The sequence below is a fragment of the Proteiniphilum sp. genome, from assembly GCF_034331125.1.
GTDB classification, from domain to species: domain Bacteria; phylum Bacteroidota; class Bacteroidia; order Bacteroidales; family Dysgonomonadaceae; genus Proteiniphilum; species Proteiniphilum saccharofermentans.
The window spans coordinates 1-15338 of sequence record NZ_JAXQGC010000009.1; the positions used below are offsets into that span (position 1 = coordinate 1).

Annotated in this window: 13 protein-coding genes; 4 read left to right on the plus strand and 9 right to left on the minus strand. The window is 44.1% G+C overall.

What is annotated here, in order from left to right; genetic code table 11:
* Positions 1–104 precede the first annotated feature (104 nt).
* From trxA to U2P89_RS02450, 8 genes are all read right to left on the minus strand, one after another.
* On the minus strand, positions 105–419 hold the full coding sequence (gene trxA / locus U2P89_RS02415) for a thioredoxin (RefSeq protein ID WP_019538335.1): 315 nt from the start codon (positions 417–419) through the stop codon (positions 105–107).
* Between the two features lie 25 nt (positions 420–444).
* Complete coding sequence (gene dnaE, locus U2P89_RS02420; protein WP_322190526.1) at positions 445–4188, minus strand: DNA polymerase III subunit alpha; 3744 nt, start codon at positions 4186–4188, stop codon at positions 445–447.
* 82 nt (positions 4189–4270) lie between these two features.
* Positions 4271–4630, minus strand: a complete 360-nt coding sequence (locus U2P89_RS02425) for a HEPN domain-containing protein (protein ID WP_313379999.1) — start codon at positions 4628–4630, stop codon at positions 4271–4273.
* Between the two features lie 71 nt (positions 4631–4701).
* On the minus strand, positions 4702–5025 hold the full coding sequence (locus U2P89_RS02430) for a nucleotidyltransferase domain-containing protein (RefSeq protein WP_313379724.1): 324 nt from the start codon (positions 5023–5025) through the stop codon (positions 4702–4704).
* A 142-nt stretch (positions 5026–5167) separates the two neighbouring features.
* Complete coding sequence (locus U2P89_RS02435; RefSeq protein WP_322190527.1) at positions 5168–7492, minus strand: ABC transporter permease; 2325 nt, start codon at positions 7490–7492, stop codon at positions 5168–5170.
* A gap of 94 nt (positions 7493–7586) precedes the next feature.
* Positions 7587–8261 (minus strand): ABC transporter ATP-binding protein, encoded by a 675-nt coding sequence (locus U2P89_RS02440; protein WP_322190528.1) that lies wholly within the window; start codon positions 8259–8261, stop codon positions 7587–7589.
* 142 nt (positions 8262–8403) lie between these two features.
* On the minus strand, positions 8404–8775 hold the full coding sequence (locus U2P89_RS02445; protein WP_322190583.1) for an ABC transporter permease: 372 nt from the start codon (positions 8773–8775) through the stop codon (positions 8404–8406).
* Between the two features lie 56 nt (positions 8776–8831).
* Positions 8832–10004 carry an IS4 family transposase gene (locus U2P89_RS02450; protein ID WP_322190529.1) on the minus strand — a complete coding sequence of 391 codons (1173 nt, stop codon included), beginning with the start codon at positions 10002–10004 and terminating at the stop codon, positions 8832–8834.
* A 119-nt stretch (positions 10005–10123) separates the two neighbouring features.
* Between U2P89_RS02450 and U2P89_RS02455 the strand changes: the two genes are divergently transcribed.
* Positions 10124–11146 (plus strand): sensor histidine kinase, encoded by a 1023-nt coding sequence (locus U2P89_RS02455; RefSeq protein ID WP_313379721.1) that lies wholly within the window; start codon positions 10124–10126, stop codon positions 11144–11146.
* Positions 11147–11200: 54 nt separating this feature from the next.
* Here the strand turns inward: U2P89_RS02455 and U2P89_RS02460 are convergent, their stop codons facing one another.
* Positions 11201–12733, minus strand: coding sequence for a peptide MFS transporter (locus U2P89_RS02460; protein ID WP_322190530.1), 1533 nt, complete (start codon positions 12731–12733; stop codon positions 11201–11203).
* Between the two features lie 392 nt (positions 12734–13125).
* On the opposite strand from U2P89_RS02460, the gene U2P89_RS02465 reads away from it, so the two are divergent.
* Genes U2P89_RS02465 through U2P89_RS02475 form a run of 3 tightly spaced genes read left to right on the plus strand, consistent with a single transcriptional unit; the run spans position 13126 to position 15315 of the window.
* Complete coding sequence (locus U2P89_RS02465) at positions 13126–13977, plus strand: prephenate dehydratase (RefSeq protein ID WP_092026450.1); 852 nt, start codon at positions 13126–13128, stop codon at positions 13975–13977.
* A gap of 3 nt (positions 13978–13980) precedes the next feature.
* Complete coding sequence (locus U2P89_RS02470; protein ID WP_322190531.1) at positions 13981–14106, plus strand: hypothetical protein; 126 nt, start codon at positions 13981–13983, stop codon at positions 14104–14106.
* A gap of 36 nt (positions 14107–14142) precedes the next feature.
* Positions 14143–15315 carry a pyridoxal phosphate-dependent aminotransferase gene (locus U2P89_RS02475; protein WP_092026447.1) on the plus strand — a complete coding sequence of 391 codons (1173 nt, stop codon included), beginning with the start codon at positions 14143–14145 and terminating at the stop codon, positions 15313–15315.
* The last annotated feature ends 23 nt before the right edge of the window (positions 15316–15338 follow it).

A 15338-nucleotide genomic window follows, 5' to 3' on the forward strand; every position in this document is an offset into this window, starting at 1 on the left:
GCACATACAGGAACTTACATCCTGCAAGCTTAATACCATGCCCGACATACAAAAATCCCAACAATTTATGCCGGGATATTTTTTTAATAATATAAATAGGTTATTTATACTAACTTATCGATTTTCTCAGTGAAAAGGGTTTTGGGGCCTGCACCTACCAGTTTGTCTACCACTTTACCGTTTTTAATGAAAAGTACGGTAGGGATATTGCGGATTCCGTATTTGCCGGTTGTTTCATCATTCTCATCCACATTCAGTTTGCCTACTACCACTTTATCCTTGTACTCTTCTCCGATCTCTTCGATGATGGGTCCGATCATTTTGCAGGGACCGCACCATTCAGCCCAGAAATCTATGACCACCAGCTTGTCTGTATCCAATACTGAGTCAAGGGTTGCATCTGTAATTTGAAGCGCCATAATTTGTCTTTTTTGTTATTATTTATTAGTTGATTTTAAAGTCGATAGATAAATTATTCTTTAAGTAATCGATGAACCTTTTATTTACTTGAATTTTAGCTGGCCGTGAAAACAGCTGAATTCTCATGTGCGGTTCTTCACCAATAATTTGGAAATATAACAATGAATTTCCGGAATTGTTTTTCACAAGTGCCGATAATTCAGCCACGGAGGTGTCATCTATTTCTGAAAGAGGAATTTGCAGAGTGATCTTCGACACCAGCTTGTCTTTCACTTCGGATAACAGGGAGATGGAGGATATTTTTACTTCCATCTCTCCCTCCCGGTAACGTCTGGGTTGTACTTTTCCCTCAATATAGATAGAGAGTCCGATACGTGCGTATCTGCCGAAGTTTACACTGTCTTCGCTGAAAAGAGCGATCTCATACTTACCGGCATAATCTTCCAGTTTGAAGATAGTGTAAGGCGAGCCTCTTTTGGTTTGTCCCTCGCGTACTGCTGTGACGATACCACCAAAGGTGATATCTTTCCCATTGAGCGAATCGAGATCCTGTAATTGCTGTGTGTCGGCATTACATACATACTTGAGAATAAACTCATATTCATCTAACGGGTGTGCCGATAAATAGATACCAATCAGTTCCCGTTCTTTGTTCAGCCTTTCCAGATCCGACCATCGTGCAGCCTGGGGAATTTCGGGACGAGCTATCTGGAAAGAGGTATCGTCGCCGAAGAGTGAATTCATTGCTTCAATCTTGTCCTGTTGGTATTTATTGCCGTAACGGATGAGGGTTTCCAGGAATTCTTCTCCCTTGCTGTTTTGTGCTGCGAACTGTTCCCTCTGTATGCCCGGAAAAGAATCGAATGCCCCTGCCATTGCCAGCGCCTCTATATTTTTTTTATTACAGGAAGAGAGGTTTACACGTTCCACAAAATCGAAAATATCTTTATAACGACCGTTTTTAGTGCGTTCTGCAATGATATCGTTTACCGCGTTTTGTCCCACGCTCTTGATAGCAGCCAGCCCGAAGCGGACATCACCTGCATCGTTGACGGAAAATTTCAGCATTGATTCATTCACGTCGGGAGGAAGCACGTTGATACCCATCGCCATGCACTCATCCATGAACTTGGTGATTTCAGTGATGTTGTTCAGGTTATTGGAGAGTACCGCCGCCATGTATTCCGACGGGTAGTTGGCTTTGAGCCACGCTGTCTGATATGCTACCCACGAGTAGCAGGTCGCGTGAGATTTATTGAAAGCGTAAGAAGCAAATTTTTCCCAGTCGTTCCATATTTTGTTGAGCACTTTGGCCTCATACCCGTTTTTGGTACCTCCCGCAATGAATTTTTCCTTCAGCGCCATCATCTTGTCGATCAGCTTTTTTCCCATTGCCTTACGCAACTCATCCGATTGTCCACGCGTGAAACCTGCGAGCAGACGGGAGAGAAGCATCACCTGCTCCTGATAGACGGTGATCCCATAGGTTTCATCCAGGTATTTCTCCATGATGGGAATGTCGTATGCGATCTCCTCCCTGCCGTGCTTACGGGCAACGAATGAAGGTATATAGTCCATGGGTCCCGGACGGTAGAGGGCATTCATCGCTATCAGGTCTTCGAACTTACTTGGTTGCAACTCTTTGAGGTATTTCTGCATACCTGCCGACTCAAACTGGAAGGTACCGGTGGTTTGTCCGTTGCAATAAAGCTTGTAAGTAGCCTCATCGTTCATGTCGATGGCATCGATGTTTATCTTTATTCCCCGGTTTTGTTCGATGATGGATAGCGCATCTTTGATAATGGAAAGCGTTTTGAGCCCGAGGAAATCCATCTTGATCAATCCTGTCTCCTCGATCACAGACCCTTCATATTGTGTTACCAGCAGTTTCTCTTTGGTCTCTTTATCTTCTGCCGTACTGATGGGGACCACATCAGAGATGTCAGTCTGGCCGATGATTACACCGCAGGCATGCACGCCCGTGCTTCGTACGTTCCCCTCGAGCATTCCGGCATACTTCAGAGTGCTTTTTACCAGCGGATCGTTACTTTGGGCGGCCTCTTGCAGCTCAGGCACATTCTCGATTGCTGCTTTCAGGTTGATTTTTTTGACGTTAGGTATCCTATCGGGCACGAGTTTGGCAAGCCGGTTCGATTCGGACAAAGGTAACTTGTGTACACGTGCCACATCCCGGATAGACGATTTGGTCGCCATCGTACCGTAGGTAATGATATGAGCTACCTTCTCACTGCCATATTTTTCCGTCACCCAGCGCAGCACTTTCCCTCGGCCTTCATCATCGAAATCGATATCGATATCAGGCATCGAAATTCGGTCGGGGTTCAGGAAACGTTCGAACAGGAGATTATATTTCAGCGGGTCGATATCGGTGATCCTTAAACAGTAGGCTACCGCTGATCCCGCGGCCGATCCACGTCCCGGGCCGACAGCCACATCCATTTCCCGGGCCGCACTGATAAAATCCTGCACGATCAGGAAGTAGCCGGGAAAACCCATAGTCTTGATGGTCTCCAATTCGAATTCGAGTCGCTCCTCTACTTCCGGAGAGAGCGTATCTCCATATCTTTTTTGAGCACCTTTTTTAGTAAGATATGCAAGATAGTCGGCTTCCAACTTGATACGAATCACTTTATCATAGCCTCCCAGGCGATGGAAATTGGCTTCGCCGAATTCTTCGATCAATTCCCTTTCTGAATATTTTTGTTTATAAATCTCTTCGGTACCGAATGTAGGGTCGATAGGATAGAAAGGCATCAGTGCAGCGTGGTCTATGGAGTAGGACTCTATTTTGGCCGCTACCTCTAGCGTGTTGGTCAACGCTTCCGGGATATCAGCAAAGATACGGTTCATCTCGGCTGTAGTTTTTAACCACTCCTGCTTGGTATATCGCATCCGGTTGGGGTCATCAAAATCCTTTCCGGTACTCAGACAGATCAGCCGGTCGTGTGCATCGGCATCTTCTTCATTCACGAAATGGACGTCGTTGGTCGCGATTATCTTCACATCATATTTCCTGGCGATACGGATCAGTTCCTGATTCACCCTCTCCTGTTTGGGGTAGGTGGCCTGGTCGGCATCAACCCTGTCGGTCTTATGTCGTTGGAGTTCTATATAGTAATCTTCACCGAAAATGCCTTTGAACCACTGTACCGCCTCTTCGGCTTCCTGTATCTGTCCGCTGTCGATTTTCCGGGAGATTTCACCGCCAAGGCAGGCTGAGGAGACGATCAGTCCTTCGTGGTATTGTTCCAACAGTTCCTTATCGATACGGGGACGGTAATAAAACCCTTCGGTCCAGCTCTTGGAGACCATCTTGATAAGGTTTTTATACCCTTGCAGGTTCTTGGCAAGCACGACCAGGTGCCACCCGCTGCCGTCGATCTTCTCCGACTGCAGGTAGCGGTTACGGCGTGCCACGTAGCATTCGCACCCCACTATCGGTTTAAAAAGCTTGTTTTCCGTCTCGGTGAGTTTTTGACGGAGTTGCCCGATCTTCTCTCCACTTTCCCCTTTCTTCTCCAGATCGCTTATCTCGCTCTTTATTTTTTTTATTTCTGCGTTTACCGGAGCATTTTTCCTGGCAGCATAATTGAGGAATTCCTTGATGCCGTACATGGCACCGTGGTCGGTCAGCGCCAGCGCTTTCATACCGTCTCCCACGGCTTTGTCGATCAGGCGTTGTATGCTTGCCTGCCCGTCGAGCAGTGAATACTGCGAGTGAACATGTAGATGTACAAACGGATGCATATAATTGGTCGAATTTTTATTCCTGAATAGGACAAAAATACGGAAAATCGGCCAAGGTTGGTGGAGATATTGTCAGAAGTTATCAACGGGTGATGGTATCTATCTCTGTACCCGTCGTTAACTTATTTTTTACCATTACGATGAACTCTTCGGCTTGTGGACGCAATTCTGCAATCATTTCTTCATCGTATTGGACAAAGTCATCATAATCACTGCTTATGCGGTCGTTAAATAAACGTCCGTAGAATATCGAGTATCGTTTTTCTATTTTCCCGTTGGCAGCGAAATGCAGTGAGAACATTTGTTTAACTCCTTTATGAGTCTGTGCAGTAATATTATGTTTTATCAAAAGCGCTATAACAGCATAATAACAAGCATAATACAATCTGTTTACTGCTGCATTGTAAAAATTGGATTTTATCAGACTATCAGCTTCAGCCAGAGCTTCTTATGCTCGTTGCAGGCGATAGTCGACCAACTGCCAACGTTCTGTCTCGGTTAATGGCTGTTGTTTCATTGCAATCTGACTCCTTCATTCATTACGTTTATAAAAAAGGGTGTTCGAAACGGACGATTGTACCACTCCTTTCGGGTATATACTAAAGGACTGATACTTACACTGCAATCACCTTGTAATTCCAAATCGTATAGTGGATTTGTAATATCCGCTTTTTCCTTATAGGTCAAATTATCCTTGTTTATCAAAATGAGCAAGTCAATATCGCTGTCCACACGAGCGTCACCCCGGGCCTCCGAGCCGTAAAGAATCACTTCGGCATCGGGCGCCACGCACTGTAAAATTGTTTTTACCGCCTGTACTATTTCGGGACGTTTCATTTTTATATGCAAATAACTGGTTGTAAAGATAATATTTTTTATTCACTCTTCACCATACGGTCAGCATTTTAGTTGAAACGGTCATAACTCAATTTCTCTTTTAATTAGTTGCATTGCCATATTGAATAATTGGCACATTAAATTACTCTCCTTTCAATGACTCCACCGGATTGGCCCGTGCCGCTTTCCAGGTCATATAACTTACTGAAATAAGTGTGAGTAAAAGGACAGCTAATCCGGCAATGACAAATACCCACCACGAAAGTGAGATTTTGTAGGGAAAGTTCTCGAACCATTTTGTCATGGCGTAGTAAGCGGCAGGGCAGGCGACCACAAACGCGATAGCTACCCTTTTTAATGAGTCTATGTTAAGCAGAAGCAGCACCTCTTTTTCAGTAGCACCATTGACCTTTCGCAGTGCAATCTCTTTTTCCTTCTGACGGATCAGGTAGAGCGACATGGCAAACACGCCCATCACCATAATAATAATGGTCAGTAACGTAAATGCGTTCATAATGGATGATGTTTTCCGGACGCTTTCGTAATTCTGCTGGATTCCTTCATCTACAAACCGGGCTTCGAACAGTTCTCCCCCGGTGTATTGTGTATATTCCCTTTCAATGCGTTTTGCCGTACCGTAGTAATCGGTTCCCGACATCATTTTCACGATAATAACCCAGGGCGTTTCGTAACTTCTTCGCCAGCGTATACGCAACAGGTTGTAATCTCGCTCCAGGGTGCGTATCTTGAAATCATTGAAAATGCCCGGGATCTGTGCTTTTTCCTCTCCGCCCCAAACGCGGAATGTTTGTGTCGCCGGATCTGCATGTACCGCTTTGTATGCCTTTTTGCTCAGCCACCAGGTTTCTTTCGTAGGTGGAATACCGGTTGGTTCGACCGTGATACCGTATATCCGGAAAAATGCCGAATCCACATAAAATTTCTGAAAACTGAACTGTTCACCGTCCTGTTCATACGAGTTGTTGTTACCGCCATTGAGGGGTGTTCCGCATGAGAAGGAGACCAATTCCACTCCGGGGATCCCCAAGAGTTTTGCTTTAAAACCATCCAACTGCGTTGTATCTAATCCGGTATTGTTTATTTCCAGGATGCCTTCCTTGTTGTAACCTACATCATAGTTGATCAAAAACTGGGATTGCCGTTGAATAAAGATGGCACATATAAGCAATGCAATCGCCACTGTATATTGAAATATGATCAATACTTTGGAATAGGATGATTTCACTTTTCGGGAAAAAGTCCCTTTCACTACTTCAAGCGGAATAAAATTAGAGATAATAACGGCGGGAATAATCCCTGCAAGGAAAGAGATAATAACCACGAACAGGATACAGATTCCGATCATGGATGGTGTAAACTGATGCGCCATGTTAAGCGTGGTGTCCAGTACGTTATTGAAAAACGGTTCGGCAAGAAATGCCAGCAGCAATCCTGCGAGGAAGGTGACGGTGGTGATCAGCAATGATTCAGCAAGCAGTTGGGAAACCAGTTTGTTCTTGCTGCTTCCCAGCAGTTTTTTTATGGCCGACTCTTTACCGCGGAATCCCGCCTGCGCTACCGTGAGGTTGATATAGTTCAACAGGGCGATCACCAATATCAGGATAGCGATTGCCATATAGACCGTAATGGTAGTCCGACTGTTGTGCCTTAAAACCCCATAACCTGAATAGGTAAGCGTAAAATAGGCATCCTTCAGGGGAATGATATTTACCGATTTCCCAAATCCTTCTTTGTAAAACCAGAAATTCTCTTTGAACAAATCCAACAATACGGGCGCTTTCGATGTAAAATCCGTACCCTTTTTTTCGAGAAAGAAGGCCGTGAAACCGAAGTTGTTATTCGTTTCGAGTATATAGTCGCCCCAGTATTGAGTGATGGAATTATAATTGACGAGTATTTCCGCATCGGGAATAATGGTGTTTTCAGGTATATTCTCCATTATTCCCGTGATGGTATGTTCGCTATTATCGATAAAGAGGCTCTTGCCGACGGGATTCTCATCTCCAAAATGTTGGGAGGCAAAGCTACGGGTAACAATCACACTTTTACGTGCTTCCAGCACCCGTGCCGGATCGCCTTCGATCACTTTAAAGGAAAAGACATGGAAAAACGTAGAGTCGGCAAATAAAGCCTTTACTTTTACCTTATCACTCCCCTTTTTTCCAAGCGCTACTTCGCGTGAAAGTACCCGTGCGAATGATTCCACTTCGGGGCAATTGTCCTTCACGAACTGCGGTACGGGATTTCCCAGCATCGATTCGGTGCCGTTCGCGATCAGGAAAATACGGTCTTTGTTCTCCTGAAAATCATCTATCGATAGTTCCTGCTTGACGTATAGTCCCAGAATGATAACGAACATCAGTGAGATGGAAAATCCGACGATGGAAACAAACGTGTAGAGTTTGTTGCGCGAAAGGAATTTCAGATAAGTTTTTAAGTTGACCATTTTAAATAATTGAAAATTGACAGTTGAAAATTGAAAATGGATAAAGACCTTCTTTCACCCAAGAAAGTCTCGCTGATTGCCGACTCAATTGCTTTTACATCTGTACCTCGGTGACGATTTGTCCGTCGAACAGGTTGACAATGCGGTGTGCGAAAGAGGCATCGTGTTGCGAGTGGGTTACCATCACGATGGTGGTGCCTTCCCTGTTGAGTTCGGTGAGCAAATCCATCACGTCCTTCCCGTTTTTGGAGTCGAGGTTACCGGTCGGCTCATCGGCAAGGATTAGCTTGGGGTTGGCGATTACCGCGCGGGCAATGGCTACACGCTGTTGTTGACCTCCCGAAAGCTGGTTGGGGAAATGTCCCGAACGGTGGCTGATATTCATCCGGCGGAGCACTTCCTCTACCCGTCTCTTACGCTCCGACGTTTTCACTTTCAGGTAGGTAAGCGGTAATTCCACGTTTTCATACACCGTCATTTCTTCGATCAGGTTGAAGCTCTGGAACACGAAGCCAATCTTTCCCTTGCGGGTTTGGGTGCGTTCTTTTTCTTTGAGATGCCCCACCTCCTTGTTATCAAGCCAATATTTTCCTGACGTAGGATTGTCCAGCAAACCGAGAATATTCAGCAGGGTGGATTTACCACAACCCGACGGCCCCATGATGGCTACAAATTCACCCTCTTTTACTTCCATGGCGATATTGTTCAACGCGATGGTTTCTACCTCTTCAGTACGGAATACTTTTCTCAAATCATTAATCTTAATCATAGTTGTAAGTGTAAATAGTTTATATTATTGTTATTATTTGGAAATTAGAATTTTTTTAGGAACGAGTGCAGAGTCAAGTTTACTTGAACTATGCCGAGTGACGACAGAAAATGGACAAAGTCAAGTAAAGAAGTGGGAAAATTTACTCCTTCTTCAACGCATTCACAGGGTTTTGTTGCAAAGCCCACAACGTTACTCCCGATGTAGCCAGGATGGCGATGACGCATTGAATCAATATGGGAATTACAAACATTGTCCAACTCAAGGAAGTATGATTACTATATTCGTTCAACATGTTTGATGCCATATAATAGATGATAGGGACAGCTATGATTCCGGCAATCACGATCCATTTGACAATATCACTTGTCAATAGAGAGAATATTGCTTCGGAAGTTGCCCCGTTGATCCTGCGGATCCCTATTTCCTTTGTCCTGCGGACTGTCGTATATAAATGTATCGCCACTAATCCCAGCATGGCTATAAATATCGAAAGCGAGGATGCCAGTGTGATTACCCTGGAAGTGGTTGCGAATGTTTCAAACTTTTGGGTATAGCACTAGTGTCCGGTTATAAATCAAACAAATTCAATTGTTTATTATCATTCGGACTTGTTAAATTGTAATCGCTCTTTGTAAATAGTTCATTTATAGGCATCTTTTCAAAAAGAGTAAGGCTGAAAATCTGTAATAAATTGTAGAGCGAATGCTCCAGATTGAGCCTCTTCTTTACGATCGCTACTAAAAGATATGCACAGACGGAAATCCATATCTGGCAACATACCGCATTGTAGCTCGTGCCGTAAAAATTTTTAATTCGAAGATGTTGTTTTATCCATTTGAAAAACAATTCAATCTTCCAGCGTTCTTTGTATAACTGAGTTATAAGCAAGGCGTCTAACTCAAAGTTATTCGTCAGGAATACGTAAGTGTTTCCGGTATCGGGGTCCAAGGATTTTATCCTGCGAATCAGTTCCGGATATTCTTTCTTCGAGTTGTAGACTGTAAACCTTACGGATTGATCACACCTGAGCCCCGTGGTTTTATCGACCGGCCGGCTATAAACCCTCTTCACCGCAGTGTTCCCCTTTGCCCGGGTAATAAAAAAAGCACCTTTGCAATGAATGGAATGGAGCCTGTCCAGGTCAAGATATCCCCGATCCATGATATAGATGGCACCGGGTTCAATTGTGATATGGTCCAGTATATTGACATCGTGCACACTCCCGTCTGTTATTTCAATAATAGTCGGGATAGAGCCCCGAAGATCCAAAAGGACATGAGCCTTTACGGCTGCTTTCTTTTTGCGGAACTTCGCCCATGGGAACAATGAGAGACAAAGGTCTATCGTTGTGCTGTCAAGGGCATAGGCCATGTTGTCAATGTCAAGTAAAAAATCGTTGTCTGTTTTATACAGCTTGCGCGCATCCTTTATCAGGACTTGCGCAAAGTCTGCATAAATGCGCCAGTCACGATTTTCATTAGCCTCTGCCAATGTGGATTTTGAGACTGCCTGTTTTATACCGCTATGGTATAATTTACTTGAAAGTGCTTTCAAACAGGCTTCGATATCCCTGAGACTTTCCCTGTAGGTGAGTTGGGCAAAACTCATTACATGGAAATGTTCACGGCAGGTAAAGCTTCGCACTTTATAGTTGCCGTTGTATTTAGTAACACATTTATTAAACTCATAGTCCGGGAAGAATGACATTAATTGAGCAAATACGGTTTTCCCTACATTCATATCTGGCGTTTTTACGACAAATATGAAAAATATTTTCAAATCGAAAAATAAAAAAAACGCTCAAAACCGTTTGTTCATCAATCCTACAAGCAAATCGCTATTCGCTTAACCGGACACTAGTGATTGAGAATGAAAAATTCTTAAGTGTTATCATGGAGAGTGTCTCCACCGGCATCATCATCCTGAACGAAGAGAATGTAGTAATACAGATAAACCGCACTGTCAATCAGCTATTGGGACTTCCGGTTTTCACACATATCAATCAACTGGCGAATATCGATAAGTCTTTTCCCGACCTGTTCCGCAATCTGGATTCGTCGGACACCAAAACCATTAAAATCGCCAACGAGCGGGAAGAGATGCAGTTGAGCCTCAGGGCTTCGGAGATCATACTACAAGGAAGACGGCTGAAAATCATCACCCTGAACAATATCGGCAGTGAACTCGACTATAAAGAGATGGATTCGTGGATACGGTTGATCCGCGTAATGACACATGAGATCATGAACTCCATTGCACCTGTCACTTCTCTGACCGACACGTTGCTATTTGCTTTTCGCAAGGACGAACCCTATGAAGAGGATTCTTTGATGCAGAATACCGTAGAGGCACTACAAACAATCAATTCCACGGCTAAGGGTTTGATAAGTTTTGTCAATTCCTATCGCCGTTTCACGGGAATCCCCAAGCCTCAGTTAAACCCCGTTTCATTGCAGTCCGTTATCGAGCGGGCAATAGTACTGGAAGCTGCCGTACTTCAAGAGAAAGGAATATCAGTAACACTACATCTACCCGATGAATCCACCGTGAGACAGGTGGATGAGTCCCAGATCATGCAGGTGTTGCTCAACCTTTTAAAAAACGCTTCGGAAGCCATCCCGGGAGAAGAGGGACAGATCAGGATAGAATTGATGGAAGAGAATGAGAAAATATACCTGGATGTATGCAATAACGGGCAACCCATCGCAGAAGATATACTCCCAAATATTTTTGTACCCTTTTTCACAACCAAACATACCGGTACCGGAATAGGACTGAGCGTATCACGATATATTATGCGTCTGCATGGGGGCACGCTGACTCACTTCAACAGGGAAGGGTGGACGGTATTCCGGATGGCATTCTATCATTCCTCAAAATAAAAAAGGAGGAAAGCAATACTACTTTCCCCCTATCCGACCGGAATCGTATAATGATTATTTTGCGATCCTTTCTAACCATTTGAGCATGCCCAACATGGTGAACATCGAGATCACACATGCTGACACAAATACCAACCATGTGGCTGTCATCGAAATGTTGGCATAGAAGATAGCTCCGATAAACAACAGACTGTTACCGATTGCCGTTGCACCTAACCAGGCTCCCTGCATGATTCCCTGCAATTTCGGGGGAGCGACTTTCGACACGAAAGAGATACCCAATGGACTGATAAAGAGTTCAGCTACAGTAAGGATAAAATAAGTGCCGATCAACAGCCAGGGAGTCACACGTGCCGAGTCGGCCAACCCACCCATAGCATCCACTTCCGATTTAAGGGGAAGTCCTACCGACCCTATCGCCATAACCACATAAGCCAGTGCGGCAATTCCCATACCGATCGCTATCTTACGGGGGGTAGATGGCTCTTTCCCTTTAGCCCTGAGCCATCCGAAAAATCCTACTATAATGGGAGTAAGGAAGACCACAAAGAAAGGATTGATAGACTGGAATATTTCGGCCCCCTGCAAAGTGACAAATCCCAAGTTGAGCTTTATCTGGCTCAGGTCGGTGTAATCCTTGGCAAAATAAGTGAGAGTCAACCCGTTCTGGTGAAACGAGAACCAAAAGAAAATAACAACGGCAAATACGGCGAAAAGGGCATAAAGGCGCTGTTTCACCTCTTTGATATCCATCTCTTCCACAGCGGCATTGGCACTGTCGATCTGTTTATTGGCGGGATCGGGGAATCTGTTCTTATTGAAGAGGTATATCACCAATGAAACAAGCATCGCCACGATAGCCACCGCAAAAGCGTAATGGAACCCGGTAGTAAACACGTTCAGATATCCACTACTGAAAGTCGCAAGGTCGGTACCGGCAAATCCGGCTTCCGATGCCAGACTTTGTAACCGGGCCGCACCTTCAGATGTAATGGTATTTCCCAGATATTGGTGAGCAAGCGTAGGAAGGTCGGCATTATACAGATATCCGTTCTTCTCTACCCACCAGTTCCTTACACCGACGGCAAGGAAGGGCGCGAAGATAGCCCCCACATTGATAAACATGTAGAACAACTGGAAACCGGAGTCACGCATTTTGCTGTACTGCGGATTATCGTACATCTGCCCCACCAACGCCTGGAGATTACCTTTGAACATCCCGTTACCAAACGCGATAATAAGAAGTCCAAAACAACTTAAAGCCAACAGAATCCCGAATTTGTCCGATGGAACGGGTGTGGCCGTAGGAACAGAGATAATCACATATCCCAGTGTCATCAGGAGCAGACCGAGCAGAATGATCCCTTTATAGTTCCGGGTCTTATCGGCAATAAGACCGCCTACCAGCGCTAACAGATAGATGGAAGCATAAAAGACTGAGTAAATAATTCCGGCATTCGTCTCGTTAAGACCAAACTTCGTCATTAAGAAAAGTGAGAGGATAGCCATCATGGTATAAAAACCAAAACGCTCTCCCATGTTCGCCAGTGAGGCGGCGAGCAACCCTTTAGGATGATTTTTGAACATTGATTAATTTGTTTATGGTTGTAAATATTAGTCTTCTCGGTCCTCTTTAATGTGCAAAAATAATGAAAACTGATAGATTTGCAACTGTTTTATAGTGGTTTTATCCTACATTTTTTAATTATTCGCTACATTTTTTCTTCATTTTGTTTGTCGAGAAGAAAAAAATAGTACTTTTGCATTCATTATCGATATGATATTTTTGTCATATCCGCTTTATAGAAAAAATACAATGATTGGTTCTGTTTTTGCATTTGGTTTCTGGTTTTACTTTTACTTTAGTAGGTAAAGGCAGGATTTTATATGCAGAATGAGAAGAATTTAAAAGTCATATCAGAATAATAAAGTCCTGTCGATTACACGACGGGACTTTTTTCATTTAAATAATAAATCAGATGAAACGAATAGCCATTCAAGGGGGAGAAGGTTCATTCCACGAAATTGCAGCCCGCGAATATTTCAAAGATGAAGAACTGGAGATTGTTCCGTGCAGCACTTTTCGTGATATCTTCACTGAAACAAAAAAAGACCCTGATTTGATAGGCCTGATGGCGATTGAGAATACTATTGCCGGAAGCCTGCTGCAAAATCACGACCTGCTGAAAATGAGCGACGTGCAGATCGCAGGAGAGCATAAATTGCGTATCTCGCATTCATTGGTGGTACTTCCCGGCAAGCCGATAGAAGGGATTAAAGAGGTGATGTCGCATCCTATTGCTTTAATGCAATGTGAAGCGTTTCTCGATACTTTATCGAATGTAAAAATTGTAGAGCACGAAGATACGGCTTTGGCTGCACGTGATATCCGGGATAAGCAACTGGAGTCGACTGCGGCTATCTGCAGCGCATTGGCTGCTGAAAAGTATGGCCTGGAAGTGCTTGCCCATGGTATCGAGACAAATAAAAGGAACTTCACCCGCTTCCTTATCCTGGCACAAGGCGAAATGCTGCGTGAAGTACAGAAAGAAAACCATATCAATAAATCGTCACTGGTTTTTGTACTTCCACATAACGAAGGAAGCCTCTCCCAGGTACTTTCTGTATTGTCATTCTATAATATCAACCTGACCCGTATCCAGTCGCTTCCTATTATTGGAAGAGAATGGGAGTATCAATTCTATATTGATCTTACCTTCACCGATTACAATCGTTACCGGCAATCTATAGATGCTATTATGCCTTTGATAAGCAGACTGAAGGTGTTGGGAGAATACAGGGAAGAGAAGCATAAGTTCAGTGAAGAATGAAGAGTGAAGAATGAAAAGGGGAAAGAGGAACATGAAGAGGGGAAAGGGGAAGACTGGGGAAATTGGGGAGACGAGGAGATAGAAAATGTATTTGATGATGGAATTAATGAGTCAATTAGTAATTGCTAACTCATAATTTATAACTTATAATTCATAATTAAAAAAATGATAAAACCAGCCGAACATATCAAGTCGATATCCGAATACTATTTTTCGGTAAAACTGGCGGAAGTGGCCCGCATGAACGCCGAAGGGAAAGACGTGATCAGTCTTGGAGTAGGCGCACCCGACCGCATGCCGTCGGAAGAGACTATCCGCACACTCTGTGAAACAGCCCAGCGCCCAGATACACATGCTTATCAGCCCTATACAGGTATTCCCGAGTTGAGAAGAGCTTTCGCGCAGTGGTATGGCAGGATATATCATGTGGAATTAGCGGAAGACGAAATATTACCGCTGATTGGTTCAAAAGAGGGAGTACTACATATCTCAATGGCCTTCCTCAATTTTGGAGATGGTGTTTTGGTACCCGACCCGGGCTACCCCACTTACAGTTCCGTGTCGGGCCTACTGAGGGCAAATGTAATACCCTACGATCTGTTGGAGGGCAATAATTGGGAACCCGATTTCGAGGCATTGGAGAAAATGGATCTGTCGAATGTGAAACTGATGTGGGTCAATTATCCCAATATGCCTACAGGAGCCAATGCTTCGGTAGAATTATTCGAAAAACTGGTAGAGTTCGGGAAAAAGCATAGTATTATTATTTGCCACGATAACCCTTATAGTTTTATACTGAATGATAAGCCGATGAGTATTTTGTCAGTTCCTGGTGCTAAAGATATCTGTATTGAACTGAACTCATTGAGTAAGTCTCATAATATGTCGGGGTGGCGTATGGGGATGTTGGCATCCAATCCGCAATTTGTAAAATGGGTACTCAGGGCAAAAAGTAATATCGACAGTGGGCAGTTCAAGCCGATGCAATTGGCGGCTATTGCCGCATTGTCAAATACGGACGAGTGGCACACCGGAATGAACAAGTTATACGCGGAACGCCGCGTATGGGCGGAGAAGATTATGGATCAGTTGCAATGCAGTTACGACAAACGCCAAGTGGGCCTTTTCGTATGGGGAAAGCTTCCTGATGAGGCTCCCGACAGCAAAACATTTGTCGACAATATACTGCACAATGCAAGGGTTTTTATTACACCGGGTGCCATCTTCGGAAAGAACGGAGACCGGTTTATCCGGATCTCGCTTGGATCGCCAGCAGAAAAACTGGAGGAAGCTCATAAGAGGGTGGAAAGGAGCCTAAGTGCCTATCTGAATAAATAAACAATAAAACAACAATTAAAATA

Bases quoted from the DNA above. Each gene is read 5' to 3' on its own strand.
- trxA (WP_019538335.1), bottom strand. From the start codon at position 419: ATGGCGCTTCAAATTACAGATGCAACCCTTGACTCAGTATTGGATACA.
- dnaE (WP_322190526.1), bottom strand. From the start codon at position 4,188: ATGCATCCGTTTGTACATCTACATGTTCACTCGCAGTATTCACTGCTC.
- U2P89_RS02430 (WP_313379724.1), bottom strand. From the start codon at position 5,025: ATGAAACGTCCCGAAATAGTACAGGCGGTAAAAACAATTTTACAGTGC.
- U2P89_RS02435 (WP_322190527.1), bottom strand. From the start codon at position 7,492: ATGGTCAACTTAAAAACTTATCTGAAATTCCTTTCGCGCAACAAACTC.
- U2P89_RS02440 (WP_322190528.1), bottom strand. From the start codon at position 8,261: ATGATTAAGATTAATGATTTGAGAAAAGTATTCCGTACTGAAGAGGTA.
- U2P89_RS02450 (WP_322190529.1), bottom strand. From the start codon at position 10,004: ATGAATGTAGGGAAAACCGTATTTGCTCAATTAATGTCATTCTTCCCG.
- U2P89_RS02460 (WP_322190530.1), bottom strand. From the start codon at position 12,733: ATGTTCAAAAATCATCCTAAAGGGTTGCTCGCCGCCTCACTGGCGAAC.
- U2P89_RS02465 (WP_092026450.1), top strand. From the start codon at position 13,126: ATGAAACGAATAGCCATTCAAGGGGGAGAAGGTTCATTCCACGAAATT.
- U2P89_RS02475 (WP_092026447.1), top strand. From the start codon at position 14,143: ATGATAAAACCAGCCGAACATATCAAGTCGATATCCGAATACTATTTT.